Annotated in this window: 5 protein-coding genes, 1 pseudogene and 1 CRISPR repeat array (1 of these 7 only partly in view); all 6 genes and pseudogenes read left to right on the top strand. The window is 45.8% G+C overall.

Features of this window, described 5'->3' with window-relative positions; all coding sequences use genetic code 11:
- Positions 1–2,734: a CRISPR direct-repeat array (repeat unit 32 nt; unit sequence GTCGCATCCCTCGCGGATGCGTGGATTGAAAT); it reaches 616 nt to the left of the window's first position.
- 268 nt (positions 2,735–3,002) lie between these two features.
- Positions 3,003–3,563, top strand: a complete 561-nt coding sequence (locus EJP82_RS19500; protein ID WP_127193749.1) for a GNAT family N-acetyltransferase — start codon at positions 3,003–3,005, stop codon at positions 3,561–3,563.
- A 48-nt stretch (positions 3,564–3,611) separates the two neighbouring features.
- A complete protein-coding gene (locus EJP82_RS19495; protein ID WP_127193748.1) occupies positions 3,612–5,096 on the top strand; it encodes a methyl-accepting chemotaxis protein in 1,485 nt (494 codons plus the stop codon).
- Positions 5,097–5,500: 404 nt separating this feature from the next.
- Positions 5,501–9,748: a polysaccharide lyase family 8 super-sandwich domain-containing protein gene (locus EJP82_RS19490; RefSeq protein ID WP_127193747.1), complete on the top strand. Its 4,248-nt coding sequence runs from the start codon at positions 5,501–5,503 to the stop codon at positions 9,746–9,748.
- 51 nt (positions 9,749–9,799) lie between these two features.
- Positions 9,800–14,641 (top strand): polysaccharide lyase family 8 super-sandwich domain-containing protein, encoded by a 4,842-nt coding sequence (locus tag EJP82_RS19485; RefSeq protein WP_127193746.1) that lies wholly within the window; start codon positions 9,800–9,802, stop codon positions 14,639–14,641.
- A gap of 621 nt (positions 14,642–15,262) precedes the next feature.
- Positions 15,263–16,831, top strand: a pseudogene (locus EJP82_RS19480) (DEAD/DEAH box helicase); the annotation flags it as partial.
- 200 nt (positions 16,832–17,031) lie between these two features.
- Positions 17,032–18,249, top strand: coding sequence for a DNA cytosine methyltransferase (locus tag EJP82_RS19475; RefSeq protein WP_127193745.1), 1,218 nt, complete (start codon positions 17,032–17,034; stop codon positions 18,247–18,249).
- The last annotated feature ends 1 nt before the right edge of the window (position 18,250 follow it).

The raw sequence follows: 18,250 nt of genomic DNA, 5'->3' as shown, positions 1-18,250 counted from the left end.
GCGTGGATTGAAATTTTGTGGTAGGTTTGTTTAATGATATCACCTTCGGTCGCATCCCTCGCGGATGCGTGGATTGAAATCAAAAACGAACCACTACCCAGTAAGGTATTTCCGGTCGCATCCCTCGCGGATGCGTGGATTGAAATGTCCTGATAAAGTTCGACCATATTGTTAGTCGAGGTCGCATCCCTCGCGGATGCGTGGATTGAAATAGTAATGAAGTATTGCAAATCATCCTTATGCGCGTCGCATCCCTCGCGGATGCGTGGATTGAAATTCAATCTCCTATCTATTGCAAATTTAATCTTTGGTCGCATCCCTCGCGGATGCGTGGATTGAAATTCATGAGGAGTGAAATCATATAAAGGATTAGGAACGTCGCATCCCTCGCGGATGCGTGGATTGAAATTTTATCAAGATTATGCAGAAGAATTAGAAGAAGAAAGTCGCATCCCTCGCGGATGCGTGGATTGAAATATCGAAAGACGAAGTGCAAATCGAGCTAGTGTCAGTCGCATCCCTCGCGGATGCGTGGATTGAAATGACACGAATCTCACTTATAGGACAAACCTATCAAACGTCGCATCCCTCGCGGATGCGTGGATTGAAATAACAACGGGCTACATCTTTTGTAGGAGCCGGGGCGTCGCATCCCTCGCGGATGCGTGGATTGAAATTTTTGTAATTACAGTGCCAATCACACCAACTTTGTCGCATCCCTCGCGGATGCGTGGATTGAAATAAATAGTACCATCAAGTAAATTACTAGATAGAACCCGTCGCATCCCTCGCGGATGCGTGGATTGAAATACTATTACCATGAACATGTAATTCAGTATAAATACGTCGCATCCCTCGCGGATGCGTGGATTGAAATAAGATTCCGTATGGGATGCGCTGATTGAATTATCGTCGCATCCCTCGCGGATGCGTGGATTGAAATCGAAAAAGTTATGAGCGTCTAGGGCTAAGTCCGGTCGCATCCCTCGCGGATGCGTGGATTGAAATATTAGGCAGTGCCGCCAAAGTATCAAACAAATTCAGTCGCATCCCTCGCGGATGCGTGGATTGAAATCACAAGTGGGGGAGTGGTGCTAGATGATGTTAAGTCGCATCCCTCGCGGATGCGTGGATTGAAATTATGGTTCGCAGGCAAAAGCCGCTAAACAATTAGGTCGCATCCCTCGCGGATGCGTGGATTGAAATTCCTGCGTATCCCGCTTGCTGTAATGCCAGTGCTGTCGCATCCCTCGCGGATGCGTGGATTGAAATCTAGAGTAGCCGAGCGAATTAATAAGTATCAAGGTCGCATCCCTCGCGGATGCGTGGATTGAAATTTATAAACCAAAAAGTAATAACCGCTGTAATTGCGTCGCATCCCTCGCGGATGCGTGGATTGAAATGGGAAAATCTGGACTTGTCGGTCGGATGAATTCCAAGTCGCATCCCTCGCGGATGCGTGGATTGAAATTCTGTCGAAGCTTTTGACCGTGGCGCTGAATATCGTCGCATCCCTCGCGGATGCGTGGATTGAAATTTTGCAGGAATAACAGAGGAGGGAAACAACAAGTGTCGCATCCCTCGCGGATGCGTGGATTGAAATTACGCTTCGGCTTAACTGTGCTAATGCGACAAGTCGCATCCCTCGCGGATGCGTGGATTGAAATTTATATGCTTTGCTTTGAGCTTTCCAACGTTACGAGTCGCATCCCTCGCGGATGCGTGGATTGAAATATGCAAGCAAGAAAGACCCTCACGACATGATACAGACGTCGCATCCCTCGCGGATGCGTGGATTGAAATATATCAGCTTGCCTAGAGTCGGAAAAACATAAAAGTCGCATCCCTCGCGGATGCGTGGATTGAAATCGGGTTATAGACAACAACCAGGAACATAGTATCCGTCGCATCCCTCGCGGATGCGTGGATTGAAATCTACTAACATATCCCCAGCGACCGCCGTTGCGTCAGTCGCATCCCTCGCGGATGCGTGGATTGAAATTTTTTAACCAACTCCTTATAAAAACTCATTGGAGTCGCATCCCTCGCGGATGCGTGGATTGAAATCGTCATTTCCTTGAAAGGAGATGTTTGGATTTTCCGTCGCATCCCTCGCGGATGCGTGGATTGAAATTATCATGCGTTTCGACAAAATAACCTTCCTTTTTAGTCGCATCCCTCGCGGATGCGTGGATTGAAATCAGCATTTCTTATCAATCCGATAATCTCATTTGAGTCGCATCCCTCGCGGATGCGTGGATTGAAATCCTTTATCGAGTACCAAGAACATACCGATTAGAAAGTCGCATCCCTCGCGGATGCGTGGATTGAAATCATTACCAGAACGTAAAACACCAGACGATATAAGTCGCATCCCTCTCGGATGCGTGGATTGAAATTCTAGCACTACTGAAGCAATCGATTGGGAAGCTAGTCGCATCCCTCGCGGATGCGTGGATTGAAATTAGTATACTCCATAGAGCAAACCACCCTATTAGTGTCGCATCCCTCGAGGTTGCGTGGATTGAAATCGTCCTAAAGGTGAATTAACACGAGCGGAGAGCGCAGTCGCATCCTTCGCGGATGCGTGGATTGAAATGCATCTCCATACACCACAGCAACACCACGTTTATCGTCGCATCCCTCGCGGATGTATGGATTGAAACTTTTCTGTGTGTACAACTCGTGTGTTCGCAGATCTAGTCGCATCCCTCGGAGATGCGTGGATTGAAATTCCTATATAGCCGCTCCTTTAGGGAGGCGGTATTTTTTTGACTCTCTTTACTCGACATCGATCCATGTTACGAATGCGTCACATCCCTTGTTGAGTCGTGGATTCTCTTATTTTATTTTGGGATATTATAACAAAAAGGGCATTAATTCGGCTACGGACACTAATTTTTTTCGTTATTTTGACCGATAAGTTATAAGTAGTTTATTTTTTCTGAAATTCATAATAGAGACAGAGAGACAGAGGCATCTTGCCAAAAGGAGAAGAGACTATGTTTAAACGGGTAGAGAACGAACTGGAGATGGCGATGTTTAACGGCGTTTGGACTACCGTGTGGTTGGAAAAAGGCTATGACCTGGAGTTCTCAGAGCGGATTCTCGAAAGATACGTAGTCGTTACCAAAGAAGGGCATTACGTCGGAACGACGGAGATCAAGCCGTTTAGCAGCGGCAGTTCCATTAACGAGACTGCGGCCTTTGATCAGCATCCGGCTGTTATGCAGGCTGAAGGGGCAGTGGCAGAAATCGATAAGATGGCTGTACTACAAAGCTATCGTGGCCATTTCATCTCGGAGCTGCTGTCCGCGCTAGTGGATTTCGGAGAAAAGAATAAGCTGAAGTACTATGTTGCACTACTAGAACCGGTGCTGCAGCGAGCACTGCGGATTTCGTTCAAGATCCCCATGGAGAAAGTTTCACAGAAAGTGTTTTATAAAGGCGATTACGTCGTCCCTACAATCTTGAACGTGGAAGAAGTATATAACCACAAAGACCGTTACTCATGGATAACATCCCCGCAGGACGCTGTGTATACAGGAGCCGGGACTATTTAGATTCATATTAATAAATATCGATACATAGAGCAGAAGGAGCATGAAACGATGAAAACGGTAGAACTTACTGAACTGGATAAACGCAATCGGCTTTTTGTCATAATTTTATGGGGGATGCTGGGGCTGGGCGTTCTCACGGATTTGGCCATCGGGTTAGGCATGGACATGATTCTGCTGCTGGTTGGCATCGGCCTCCTCACCTGCGGTACAGCTACATGGATGACCTATCGACGCGTTTTGGTCAACTATATCAAATATTTTGTGGCCTGTACTTTTACGATCATCACTATGCTGTTGATTCTGTCGGATCCTCATCCGATCATCAGCACTTACTTTCTGATTTATGTCAGCTTAGCGGTCATGACGCTGTACGCGGATTACAGGCCGATTATTTTCTCCGGCATACTGGGAGCGGGCGTTAGCACCTATTTATATCTGGATCCGACGTACCGGGAGCAGCTGTTTCCGGGAGAGTCACTGATATACTTGTACATGTACTTGGCGTTTGCAACGGCGGCACTCGCGTTCTCTGCAACATTTAGCCAGCGGCTGCAGCGGCAGGTAACGGAAAGACAGCAGGAGACGCAGGAGGCCAAAGAGATGGTGGACGGCATGCTTCAGCAACTGAAGGATTCGGTGCTTGTCTTGAACGAGTTTAACGGCACCCAACAATCAGGTGTGCGGGGAGCCGGGGACATCTCAAGGGAAGTCACGTATAGCTTTGCGGAAATGACGACCTCCATCGAAAAACAGACAGACAACATCATGCATATCAATGAATATTCACAAATCATGAACAAAGCGGTTGGACAGCTATTGGAAGGAACGGAGCAACTGCAGCATTACGCCGCTGAGAATACCAAGCTCACGGAGCGCAGCAGCACGCAGATTGGCGTACTTTCCGGTGAGGTAGAGAGTGTACATGAAATGATGGATCACACGGTTCAGGTGATGCAGTTGCTGAACGAGGAGAACGAACGCGTCAGCTCGATCGTGACGGTCATCCGCGGCTTGGCGGACCAGACGAACCTGCTCGCGCTGAATGCAGCGATTGAAGCGGCGCGTGCCGGAGAGCATGGGTTGGGTTTCGCAGTCGTATCGGGCGAGGTGCGGAAGCTGGCCGATAGCTCCAGCAGCGCTGCTGCGGAGATCGACAGCATTTTGTCGGGCATCCGGGAGCGGATCAGCGCGGTGAATACCCAGGTAATACAGGGGCAACAGGCTGTGAAGACCAGTAGCGAGGTATCCCAAGAAGTGAAGCGCCTAATCGGGACCATTCATGAGAATATGGAACAGGTCAAGGAGAACGCCGACCAGGTCGGCGGTTCGGCTGTAGATCTTCACAAACGTCAGCAGGATATCACGGACAGTATGGCAGATATCGCAGCTTCGACGCAGCAGAATATGGCCTCGGTAGAAGAGATGCATGGCAGTATGTGCAGCCAGGATGCACAAATCGGCGAGCTAGTGCAAGATTACGGCAAGCTGGACAAGCTGATCTCCGACATGAAGTTGTTAGTATCCAAACGCTAGAGATTGAAGGTACGGCGGGTAGAGAAATTGTCTACTTGGACCAATACATCTGAACCGCATGGGAGTGTCTTTTTATGCGCAGCGCCTCTTTATGGATGAGGGACGGACTGTCGCATGGAAAAAGGCACTCTTTTGTTTGTGCGAAAGCACCAAGAGAGCCCGGTAGATAATAGGAATGAAAAGCATATGCAAATATAGTGCTAAAGAAAAACGATCTATGCCTTTTAGAATTCAAATGTCCTTTTGATGTCGATCGATATGGCCCGTTACTTATATTTTCCTTGTTTTGAAGTCAAAATTGTGCCTGAACAGGTAAAAATCCAACCTGTCGCAAGACCAATCATTCAATTTATGATGAAACATGGAGATGAAGCATCAACTTAAGAAGTGAAAGGGGGATTTTTATGAAAGCGCTTTATAAAAGAATGTCGGTAGTTTTGCTTGTTTGTATGATGTTGCAACTACTAGTCCCGTTTCAATCGCTGTTAGGAAATGTATCTGCAGATAATACAATGGAAGAAAATATGGTTTTAGATGGTGGTTTCGAAAAAGTAGTTAGTGAAATGGAAGAAAACATGGTTCCAAATGGAGGTTTCGAAAAAGTAGTTTCCGCGAAGGAGCCAGAATGGAGCGGGTTACAACCGGAAGGATGGGGGGCTTGGTTAGCCAGCAAGAACGGAAAGGTCTCAGTAACTAGTGACGTTTACCATTCGGGAGCCTATTCGGTGCAAATTGAGCACTTGGGGAGCGACAGAACAGGACTTTCCATCAACGTACCGGTTTTAACGGGTGGTGACTATAAGCTAGGAGCTTGGATCAAAACCTCAGATGTCGTTTCCAACGGCGGAGTTTTCGTTAGAACACAGTTCTACAAAAGAATAAAAGGACTGGATGGCAGTGACCGGGATGAAAAGCTAGCAGACGGGCCAGCGACGAATAAAATGTCGGGGACGAACGATTGGACTTTGCAGGAAGTCGTTTTATCGGTTCCGGCCGATGCGAAATATGTGAGACTGGAGCCATTTTTCGAAACGGGTCAGGGGACCGTATGGTTTGATGATCTGACGCTTCAAAGCCGGGAAGGAGTTACGGGCTTGGCATTAGAACCGAAGCTGGTTTCTTTGGAAAAAGGGGGCAGCACGGTATTGACGCCAATCTTTACACCGCAGGATGTGGTAGATCGATCGGTCATTTGGACTTCGTCCGACCCGAAGGTTGCTAGCGTGTATGAAGGAACGGTTACCGCCGAAGATTATGGAACTGCGACGATAACGGTGTCTACCCCAGACGGATTGATTACCGCCAAATCTTTCGTGACGGTGGAATCCGGTGGTATGTTGGACGGTTACAACGCCCTCAGACAGAAATGGTATGACAAATTGGTAGGCGGAGCCTGGATGGATATGAATGATTCTGATGTTAGCGCTTACATCGAGAAATTGTCGATTCGCATTTCAAATCCCGAAGGAACGGGTACTTGGGATCGAATGAATAAGACGCCAGATGCGCAATATTTGTGGCAAGATGTGATTGATAAAGGAAATACTGATTCTGCTGCGATATCTACAGCTTATAGCATGATTAAGGATATGGCGATCGCGTATTCAACTGAGGGTACGGCTCAATTCAGAGATTCGAAACTGAAGGATGACATTGTCGGGGCCCTGGATTGGATGTATGCCTATCAATATAACGAAAATAAAAAAATCGTCGGCAACTGGTGGGATTGGGAAATAGGAACACCGCAGGCGTTAATGGACATTCTTGTACTCCTATACGACGATTTAACCAAAGAGAAACTTGAAAAATTTCTAAATGTAATCGATAAGTTCGTACCGGATCCAACGAAAAGGGTACAAAATGCAAGTGTGACAGAAACGGGTGCGAATTTGCTCGACAAAGCGCTTGTTGTTGTACTGCGCGGTGTTGTCGGTAAGCAGAGCTTCAAGATTGAGCAAGGCCAAAATTCGATATTTAGGGAATTCCAATACGCGAAGAGCGGTGATGGTATATATGAGGATGGCTCTTTAATTCAGCACTCTAACATTGCCTATACGGGATCGTATGGGGGCGTCTTAGTCGGAAGAATGGCCGATTTATTGTATTTGTTTAACACATCGCCATGGGAAATCCAAGATCCGAGCGTGGAGAATGTGTATGATTGGATCGAGGATTCATTCGAGGCTCTGATCTATAAAGGAGCCATGATGGACATGGTGAAAGGGCGCAGCATTTCTCGGGAGAAGGATTCCGATCATTTGACCGGACGTGCAATCATTCGAACGATGGCACGATTGGCCGAAGGAGCGCCTACGGAGCAATCCATCAAGATTAAAAGCATGATCAAGGAATGGGTACAATCTGATATCACATTCTCTAACTATTACGAGAATATGCCGGTTTATGAGATGAATCTGATTAAGGCTATCATGAAAGATTTTACCATTATGTCACGCGGGGAGCTGGTGAAGCATCAGAATTTTGCTGCGATGGATCGAGTCGTTCACCTGCGTCCGGGCTACGGATTTGCGCTCAGTATGTTTTCAGATCGTATTTCAGCCTTTGAATTTGGCAACGGAGAGAACAAGAAAGGTTGGTATACGGGAATCGGAATGACCAGCCTCTATAATAACGACTTGTCTCAATACAGTAATCAATATTGGCCAACAGTTGATATGTATCGCTTAGCGGGTACAACAACTGACGGCTATGCGCAGGGACCTAAAGATTGGGCATCGTATTATAATCCGAAAGCCTGGGTCGGCGGATCGTCGATGGAAGACCAATTCGGAGCTGTAGGAATGAATTTCTCGCTAAAAGGAAGTACGGGAAGTGAATTGCAAGGCAAAAAGTCATGGTTCATGTTCGATGATGAAATTGTGGCTTTGGGTTCCGATATTGCAAGTTCGGCTAACCGTAAAGTTGAAACGATTGTGGAAAATCGTCAATTAAATGCAAATGGAACGAACAAGCTTACCGTGGACGGGAAGGCGAAATCAGACGTTCTTGGATGGGAGGAATCGCTGAAAGGGATGAGTTGGGCCCATTTGGAGGGCAATACTGCCGGTTCAGATATCGGTTATTATTTCCCGGAGAGAGCTGATATAGCGGGGAAACGCGAAGCAAGAACGGGTTCCTGGAAAGACATTAATAATGGAGGCTCGTCAGAGCAGATGACGAGAAATTACTTAAGCTTGGCGTTTGATCACGGCAATGCTCCGCAGAATAGTTCTTACGCCTACGTATTATTGCCGAATAAAGATGCCACTGGGACCGAGCAATACAGCCTGAATCCCGATATCGAAATATTGAGCAAATCGAATAAGGTACATGCTGTTCGAGAGAACAAGCTAGGAATGACCGCATTCAATTTCTGGGAGGCAAGTCAGGCTGAATTTGTTCGCGCTTTCAATCCGGCTTCCGTCATGGTGAAGGAAGATGGGGACAAACTGACTGTCTCTGTGTCGGATCCGACACAGAAGCAGGACAAAATCGTCGTTGATCTCGGCAAAGTCGTGCTCAAGGAAATGAAGAAGGATGCTTCCATAAACGTGTTGCAAACGTCGCCTTATTTGAAATTAGAAATTGATACAAAGGGTTCCATCGGCAAGAGCCACGTCATTCAGTTTCAATATGATCCGACACAAACGCCGGGATTGGATGGTGATCCGGTTGACCAAGGTGAGAAAGTGATTGTATACGTTGCGGAAGATGCCTATGTAAATGCCGGAAGTAAAGCGAATCAAAACTTTGGTTCTGTTGGCTATTTAAATATAAAAAATGGAGCCAATGATTACTTGCGCAAAACGTTCTTAAAATATGACTTGAGCGGTATTTCCGGAGTTGGGGAAATTGAATCAGTTAAGCTGAATGTATACGCCAGAATCAACGATTCACGAGGCAAAACTGCTAAAGTAGGCGCTTATGAAGTGGGAAGCAATGCTTGGAGCGAAGGTGCGCTTACTTGGAATAACATGCCTGCAATCGGAGCTGCGATTGAAACGATTACACTGGACAGCGAGAACCAGTGGCGGCAATATGATGTTACTTCCTTTGCCAAATCGCGAATAGAACTCGATAAACAATTGAGCGTGGCCCTGCAGGGGGAAACGGATTTGACGGCGGATGTAAGAAGTAAAGAAAACGAAGGCGGAATTTATAAATCATATCTAGAAATTACATTAAAGCCGGTCATTCCGGTAACGGGTATTCAGTTGAACAGCGAGCAAGCAGTATTGGTAGTAGGAGAAAATGTAGATCTTGCGGCAACGATTATGCCGTATAACGCTACGAACATGCAGCTTAAATGGAAGGTTGATTATAGCGACGTCTTGAAGCTGGAGTCGGACGGTCTCAAAGCCACGGTAACCGCATTAAAGCCAGGCCGTGCCAAAGTCACGGTCACGACCGAAGACGACAAGTTTTCTGCAACCTGTGAAATTAGGGTTGTACTAACGAGTACCATCGGTGATCTTAACGGGGACGGTAAGGTTACGGTAGGTGATTTAGGGATAGCGTCTGCGCATTTCGGCAAGATCAGCGCAAGCTCTGATTGGGGAGCAATAGAGGCAGCTGATATTAATGGCGATGGAATTATTGATGCTATTGATTTAAAATGGTTTGCCGAAAAAATCCTGACAGAGCAGCAATGAGGGGACTAATCAACGTCCCCCACAAATTATGGGAGAGGGTGTTATTTCATCGTGAGGAAATATAGAATCAAGATTTTTGTCTCTTTTTTGATGATTTTTTCGCTCATATTTACGTCGTTTCCGGTTGCGCCGGTCTCAGCAGCACAGCTTGGGCAGGGAGATGAATTCGATGCGCTCCGCTTGAAATGGTTCAATTATTTGACTGGCGGAACGCAAATCGATCTGAATGATGGGGATATTCGTGGCTCAGTTGAGGCGAATGCCCTGAAAGTAACGAACGACAATAAGAGCGGGGTCTGGGATACGCTTAATAAAGCGACGGGACGAACTTATTTATGGTCGGATTATAACAGCACCACTAATTCAAGTCATATCACATTGTCATATAACCGGTTGAAGGATATGGCGATTGCCTTTGCAACTCCGGGCACGGCTTTATATCGGAATGAGGTACTGAAGAACGATATTATCGCAGGTCTGGATTGGATGCATGAGAATCGTTATAACACAACAAGAGCTACTTATAACAATTGGTGGGATTGGGAGATTGGATCACCCCAATCGGTAGCGGATATCGTAACTTTAATGTACAACGATTTAACTGCTGAACAGATCGCAGGTTACACGAGCGCGATTGATAGATTTATACCCGATCCGACGAAGAGATTGATTGGAGCCCCGGGCTTAAAGGAAACGGGCGCGAATCTGTTGGATAAATCGCTGGCTCTTCTTCTTCGCGGGGTACTTGGAAAGGACGAAGCGATCATCGTGCAGGCGCGTGGTGCGATTAGTTCCGTATTTCCTTATGTAACCAGCGGCGATGGATTTTATATGGACGGTTCATTTATTCAGCATGGAAACATTGCTTATACTGGAAGCTACGGTAGTGTATTACTTGGAGATGTCTCGAAATTGTTGACAGTCCTGAATGGTTCGTCGTGGCCAATCGAGGTTTCTGATTTCGGCAATGTGTGGAAGTGGGTGACCGATTCATTCGAGCCGGTGATTTATAACGGACATATTATGGAAATGGTCAGCGGCCGAGCGGTTTCCCGGTTCAATAACAATACTAGGGGCGGGGTGTGGACGATTCTCCGTTTAGCGCAGTTCGCTCCGCCCGATCAGGCTGCCTACTATAAGAGTATGGTTAAGGAATGGGTGGTTTCGGATACGAGCATGCCGAATATGTATGAGGGTATGCAGATTAGGGATATTGTTAACTTTAAACAGTTGATGAATGATTCTAACGTTAAGCTGCGTGGTGACCTGATTGCTCATCGCCAGTTTTCGGTGATGGACCGAATCGTTCATTCCAGAAAGGGCTATACCTTTGGAATCAGCATGTCTTCCTCCCGTATTTCCAATTTCGAGGGCGGCATGAACAGTGAGCATACGAGAGGATGGTATACCGGCGATGGTATGACCTATTTATATAATCAAGATGCTGACCATTTCAGGAATGGATTCTGGCCAACCGTTGATTCTTACCGGATGCCGGGAACAACATCTGACGGATTGGAAAGAACGATGATCAAAACGACGGGAAAAAATTGGGTCGGAGGTTCGTCGATCGACAACCAATTCGGTGTCGCGGGGATGGATATGGCTCCTCCTGGAAGCAAATTAACTGGGAAAAAATCGTGGTTTATGTTTGACGATGAGATTGTTGCTCTTGGGACCGACATTAAGACTCCCGACGCACGAAAAGATGGCCGTGAGGTTGAGACGATCGTGGAGAACCGGATGATCAATACGGCAGGAACTAACAAACTAACGGTAGACGGTCGGGTTATGCCAACTGAGCTGGGGTGGTCTAAGGAACTGAAGGGCGTGAAATGGGCGCATCTGGAAGGGACGGCGGAAGGAGCCGATATCGGCTACTATTTCCCCGATTCTGCTGATGTCGGGGCCATGCGTGAGGCGAGAACCGGTTCGTGGAAAGAAATTAACGCAACGGGCCCGGCCGATCCGATTACGCGAAACTATGTCAGCTTAGTGATGGAGCATGGAGTCCTGCCAAAGGATGGCGGGTATTCGTACGTGCTTTTGCCATCGTTTAATTCAGCGGCTACGCAGGCTTACAACGCCAATCCAGATATCCGCGTGTTGAGCAATACGGCGCAAATTCAGGCGGTACAGGAAACGAAGCTTGGTATAACAGGCATTAATTTCTGGCAGCCAGGGGAGCTGGATCGCGTTCGTGTATATCAGCCAGCTTCAGTCATGGTTAAGGAGCAAGGTGACGAATTAACCGTATCTGTATCTGATCCAACGCAGACGCAATCCAAAGTGAAGGTAGAAATCGCTGCTGTCGCACTGGCGGAGTTGGCAAAGGATTCGACGGTTAAAGTGCTGCAGACGGCTCCAACGATTCAATTGGAAGTCGATACCCAAGGTGCCAAGGGACGAAGCCACGTAATTAAGCTAAAGATTGATCCTGAAGCGGAAACGGAGCTTCCCGGTGAAGGTGCTCTTGAGCCTGACGCTGCGGCAAAAGTTCGGATCAATGTAACGGAAGATACGTTCGTCAATGGCGGAGGAGATGAGAATACAAACTTCGGTACGAGAGGATTCTTAAATATCCGTAATGGAAGTGGGACCTATGATCGCAGAGTGTTTCTGAAGTTTGATCTTTCACAAATTATAGACGAAGTTGAAAAGGTTACTTTGCATGTATATGGCCAAACAAAAGACAGTAACGGTACTCAATCTGACATCGGCGTATTCGAGATTGATGACGATAGCTGGAAGGAAGATACGATAACGTATAAGAATAAACCTGCGGCAGGTGAACGAATCGATCTGCAGACGATCGCTTCGCCGGATCAATGGTGGCAATTCAATGTGACGCCATTCGCTAAATTCAAGCTACAAGGCAATAAAACGGTTAGCTTGGCTTTGCAACAAGTTGGTCGTGATTTAAGTGCAGAAATGCGCAGCCGTAAAAACGAGGGTGGCCAATTTGGGTCGTATCTGGAAGTTCTCCTCAAGGACACGATTGCACCGACAACTACGGTTCAGATCGAAGGAGATGGAGAAACGGAAGGAGAGTACTATAAAGATGTTACCTTGATGTTCTCCGCTGAGGATAATCCGCATGGATGGGGCGTACTGCGAACCGAAGCTCGAATCGATGGAGGCAAATGGAAGTCGGTGAAAGACGGTAAGCTCGCCATTCAAGGGGAAGGTACTCATAATGTCGAATTCCGGTCGGTCGACAAGGCCGGCAATGTTGAAGAGACGAAGGTCATTGTCGTATCCGTTACGCGGCCGACAGTCGAACTAAGCGGTCCGAGCGAGGTAACCGCAGGTGAACCGCTGTTGGTGAAGTATGGGATCAAGACTTCGATGAAGGACCTATATGCCAATCATTTTGCTCTCGCATATGATGAGAACCTGCTAGAGTTCGTATCCGCTAAATCATTACAAGAAGGGATCAGCATCTTGGATACCCGTAAGGATAAGGGACAAGTACAGCTTGTTATCGCAGGCGAAGGGCAACCAATTCAAGGCAATGCTGATATGTTGAAGCTCACCTTCAAGACAGCTAATGTCACAGCGACTACAGAAGGCAAGTTGAATATTATCCGGGCCTCGATGGGGAATCAGCAGGGGAATGAGATCGAGACAGCCCCCACTTCTGTAACCTTTTCAGTGAAAGTGAAGGAGGAGAAGCCGAACGTCGAAGAGCCGGATCCTGGGAATGGCATTGGATCTACAGGCAATTCAGGTCCAGGGACTAATCCATCCGATTCAGGGAAAGCAAGCATCCATGATTTGAATTCGATTGCTAAATATTTTGGAATGACTCTTACCAATGCGAATTGGGATCAAATGAAGGCAATGGATGTAAACGGAGACGGTAAAATCGACGTGCTGGATCTTGCTGCCATGGCACGTAAAATTCCAGTTCCGAATAGTGATAAGCTACCTGTGCAATCACAAGGTATGACGTCTTACCATTTAAATGCGGATAAGACGGTGTGGAAAGCAGGGGATACCGTTAAGCTGAATTTAACAGGGAAAAATGTGCGAGATTTATATGCCTATGAGTTGAAGCTCAGCTATGATTCCGCTCATCTGGAATTTGTTGAGGCGAGTTCGAAGCTGAAAGGATTTACTGTGTCCCCGATGGTCAAGGACGGTGAGATTACGTTCATCCATACGATGATGGGCAATACGGATGGAGCAGACGGGGATCTTGAGCTCGGAAGCTTGACATTCAAGATCAAAAAAGCGGGAGCTTCCGAAGTTCGTTGGGATGCCTTGACTACCGTGGATCACAAGCTTGAGGCAGAAGTGACGGCAATCGGCCAATCCGTACGTCTTGGAGAACCTGAGCATGATAAGGCTGTAGCCTTGAAAGATACTAAAGGCCATTGGGCTGAAGCGATCATTTCTCAAGCCGTAGGGGGAGGTTTGATTAACGGATATCCAGATGAGACATTCCGTCCGGATCAGCGTATTACCCGTGCGGAGTTCACCGCATTATTGGTAAGAGGATTAGCGCTTAAGGAAGAAGCGGAGCTTTCGTTTACCGATGCGGCTCAGCTTCCGAAATGGGCGAAATCGGATATTGCCAAGGGAATAAAGAAAGGATTTATTAACGGCTTCCCAGATCATACGTTCCGGGCAAACCAGTCCATTACCCGTACGGAGCTTACAGTCATGGCTGCAAAAGCGCTGGATTCCTCCGAAGGATCGAAGACAGTGTTAGCGTTCGCTGATACCGGCGATATTCCGGTCTGGGCGCAAGGCTGGATTGCATCTGCCGTCAATGAAGGGCTTGTCCAAGGACGAAACGGCAATCGCTTTGCTCCTCTTGAGCAAGCAACTCGAGCGGAGGCCATCGTGGTTGTAATGCATCTGCTTGAAGCTCGCATGTTGCGGTAGGGACATGCAGGAAAATCCTTGAATAAACAAAAAACAGGAGGAAAACTTCTATTGAAGTTTCCCTCCTGTTTCGTTATAAAAGTGTCTATGTGGGATCATTATTAACTAGAAGACTTGTCAGTATCATAGATATTAAGATGACTAGGGCTATAGCTGCCATGTGGATTACAATGTCATAAGGACGAGGAATAGTAATATATCCGAAAACCACATCACTGAGCAGAAAGAATAGAATGCGAATTATAGATGTAAACACTAGCAACTTTAAGATCAACTGCTTAACTTTCAGTTTAACCTGTATCACCTCTTCATAAGATCAAAGTCAGTCCATAAAGGATTATATTACAGAACTGAAGTCTCTCTAGAAGCTTCTTAAGGAAACTTAACTTTGAGTATAGCTCAAATATACGTTACTCACTTTAAAATGTATATACTTAGTAAATATGGAATTCGTGGAGTATATAAAATTATTTGTATCTATAATTAACGGAAAAAGAAGCCGACAAGCCTAATGCTTGTTTGTTTCTCTGCTCTTTGATTGTTAATATTTGGAGGGTATAGACGGTTTCTGTCGAATGTTGAATATACAGATAATAATTCAGAGAATCTGAGGTACATATGATGAAACAAGGACTATATGAACAGATCATTAATAATATAACGACGCAGCAGTTAGCTGCCTTGGACCCGGAGCAATACGAGATTGGAAAAGAAGTACTAGATGCGGAGGAAGCGCGGAAGTTGTTGTCTACCTATCTAGCAGCGGTAACGCGCCGGGCGCTTAAGGTTGTGCGGGAGCAGAGTCAGGATGATGAGGCTGTGCTTGCGCAGGTGAGAACTTGTAATGAGATTCTAGCGACGCTTAAGGGAACGTTAGGTGAGGAAGAGTACAATGAGCTTCGATTGGATGAGCAAGGCGAAGTGTTGACCTACGTTTATTTCAAGCTGAATCATATTCGCGGATTGAAGGAGCAGAAGGTGTTACGTCCGGCAACGCCTTTATCGCAAAGCTCACTATTTACGGGCTCTCATTCAGAGCCCAATATGATGCATGAATTGCAGCGGGAGATTGTAACTTCAGATGAGATTGATCTGTTAGTTTCCTTCATTAAATGGAGTGGAATTCGCTGCCTAATGGAGCAGTTGAAGGAATTCACTGCAGGAGGTGGGCGACTGCGGATCATCACGACTACCTATATGGAGGCGACGGACTATAAGGCTGTTGTGGAGCTGAGTAAGCTTCCTAATACCTGCATCCAAATTTCCTATGATACGGACAAGACGCGACTACACGCCAAAGCTTATATTTTCCGAAGAAACACGGGTTTCACGACTGCCTATGTTGGCTCTTCCAATCTGTCGAACCCGGCGCTGACGAGTGGGCTTGAGTGGAATGTGAAGGTAACGGAGAAGGATTCTTATGATGTGCTGAAGAAGATCGAAGCGACTTTTGAGAGCTACTGGAATGATCGGGAGTTCAAGGCGTTTGATGCTGAGGATGAGACCCATGAGGTGCAGCTTCGGGAGGCATTGAATCGGAAAAAGGAACAGTCGACGCTGCATTTTCATTTCGAGCTAACACCTTACGATTATCAGCGGGAGGTGCTAGAGAAGCTGGAGGCACAGCGGACGTTATTCGGCCGGTACAAGAATCTGCTGGTTGCCGCTACGGGCGTGGGGAAGACGGTTATTTCTGCCTTTGATTATAAAAGATTCTGTAAGAACCATCCGGGAGCAAAACTGCTGTTCGTTGCCCATCGGGAGGAGATTCTAGAGCAAAGCCGCGATACTTTTCGCGTCATTATGCAGGATTGGAACTTTGGCGAGCTACATGTTGGGGGATATCAGGCAGAAGCACTCGATCATTTGTTCATTAGTATCCAGAGCTTCAATTCACTTAAACTTACGGAACGGACGTCTAGTGATTTCTATGATTACATCATTGTGGATGAGTTCCATCATGCGGCTGCACCTTCCTATCAGAAGTTACTAACTTACTATGAACCGCAGATTCTACTCGGCCTAACTGCCACGCCGGGACGGATGGATGGGAAGGATATTCTCGGGTATTTTGGTGGTAGTCCTGCTGCAGAAATTCGGCTCACCGATGCGATAGATCGGAAGCTGTTGTGTCCATTTCAGTATTTTGGGATTACAGATGTTACGGATCTGACGGGGGTGAAATGGTCAACATCTTATTGAGTATTGACATAGTATAGTAAGGCAGTTCGTTCACTTGGTTACCAGTTATTTGTGCTATACTTTATAGTATTATGTTTAAATGTATTGGATTACTAAATTATTATAGTTGGCATATGTTCATATTATCCAGAGTTTTAAAGATCCTCTAGGCTAATAATTAATTCATATAACATTTTCAGGAGGATTTTATGCATAAAAAACCAGTTGCAATTGATTTGTTTTCAGGAGCCGGAGGCTTAACATTAGGGTTTGAAATGGCAGGATTTACAGTGAAGGCTGCTGTAGAAATTGATAATCATGCTTGCGAAGCTCATAAGATTAATTTTCCAAATTGTGAAGTTATTAAAGAGGATATTTCTTTAGTTAATAAAGAAAAGATACAGAAGACAGTGGGGCTCGATAATGAGATTGAGGTTGTTTTTGGTGGTCCTCCGTGTCAAGGGTTTTCAATGGCAGGAAGAAGAGCAAGTGATGATATAAGGAATGAATTGTTAAATGAGTTTTCGAGAATAGTTATGGATATTAAACCTAAATTTTTTGTAATGGAAAATGTTAAAGGGCTTATCTCATATAAAGCAGGCGAAACTTTGAATCAGTTTCTCAAAAGTGTTTCAGAGTTATATTCAATAATAACGCCTATTAAAGTTTTAAACGCAGCCGATTTTGGTGTTCCTCAAAATAGAGAGAGAGTATTTATTCTAGGGACAAGGAAAGACATCGAGTGTGAGTTAATGTATCCACAACCTACTCATATTCGTCCAAAGGATAACAGATTTATTTACAATCCTAATTTTGTTAATCACTCTTCATTGGAGCGAATGGATAATATGAATTTTTGTCCAACAGTTTCAGATGCTATAGGTGATCTTCCTAATCCAGATTTATATGAAGAGCTTATAGAAGGAGATTGCGTAAGATATCGGAATGAAGGAGTTTTATATACTTCGAATTATGCACAGATAATGAAAGGATTAGTTAAAGACCCTAATGATAAATCTACTATACGCCCGGATTGGGATTCTAATATCATTACCAATTATAAGCGAACAATGCATGAGCAACGAATTCGAGAAGAATTCACAAATCTTATACAAGGTGAGGTGCACCGCAGTCGTAGAAAAAAGCTAAATGCTGACGGGCTATCTCCAACAATTCGTGCAGGGACAAAAAGTGACAAAGGATCATATACAGCCCTACGGTCAATTCACTATGAGCAACCTAGGGTTATTACAGTTAGAGAAGCGGCCAGACTAATGAGTTTCCCTGATTGGATGTATTTTCATCCCACAAAGTGGCATGGATTTAGATTAGTTGGAAATGCTGTTCCACCCCTTATGGCGAGAGAAGTTGCTTTACAAATTATTAAAGCAATGGTGAATTTAAATGAAAAAAAGGAGTGTCAGTAAA

Source organism: Paenibacillus anaericanus, from assembly GCF_003994475.1.
GTDB classification, from domain to species: Bacteria; Bacillota; Bacilli; order Paenibacillales; family Paenibacillaceae; genus Fontibacillus; species Fontibacillus anaericanus.
Note: the sequence above shows the minus strand (reverse complement) of the source record. Positions and strands in the feature narration are given on the sequence as shown.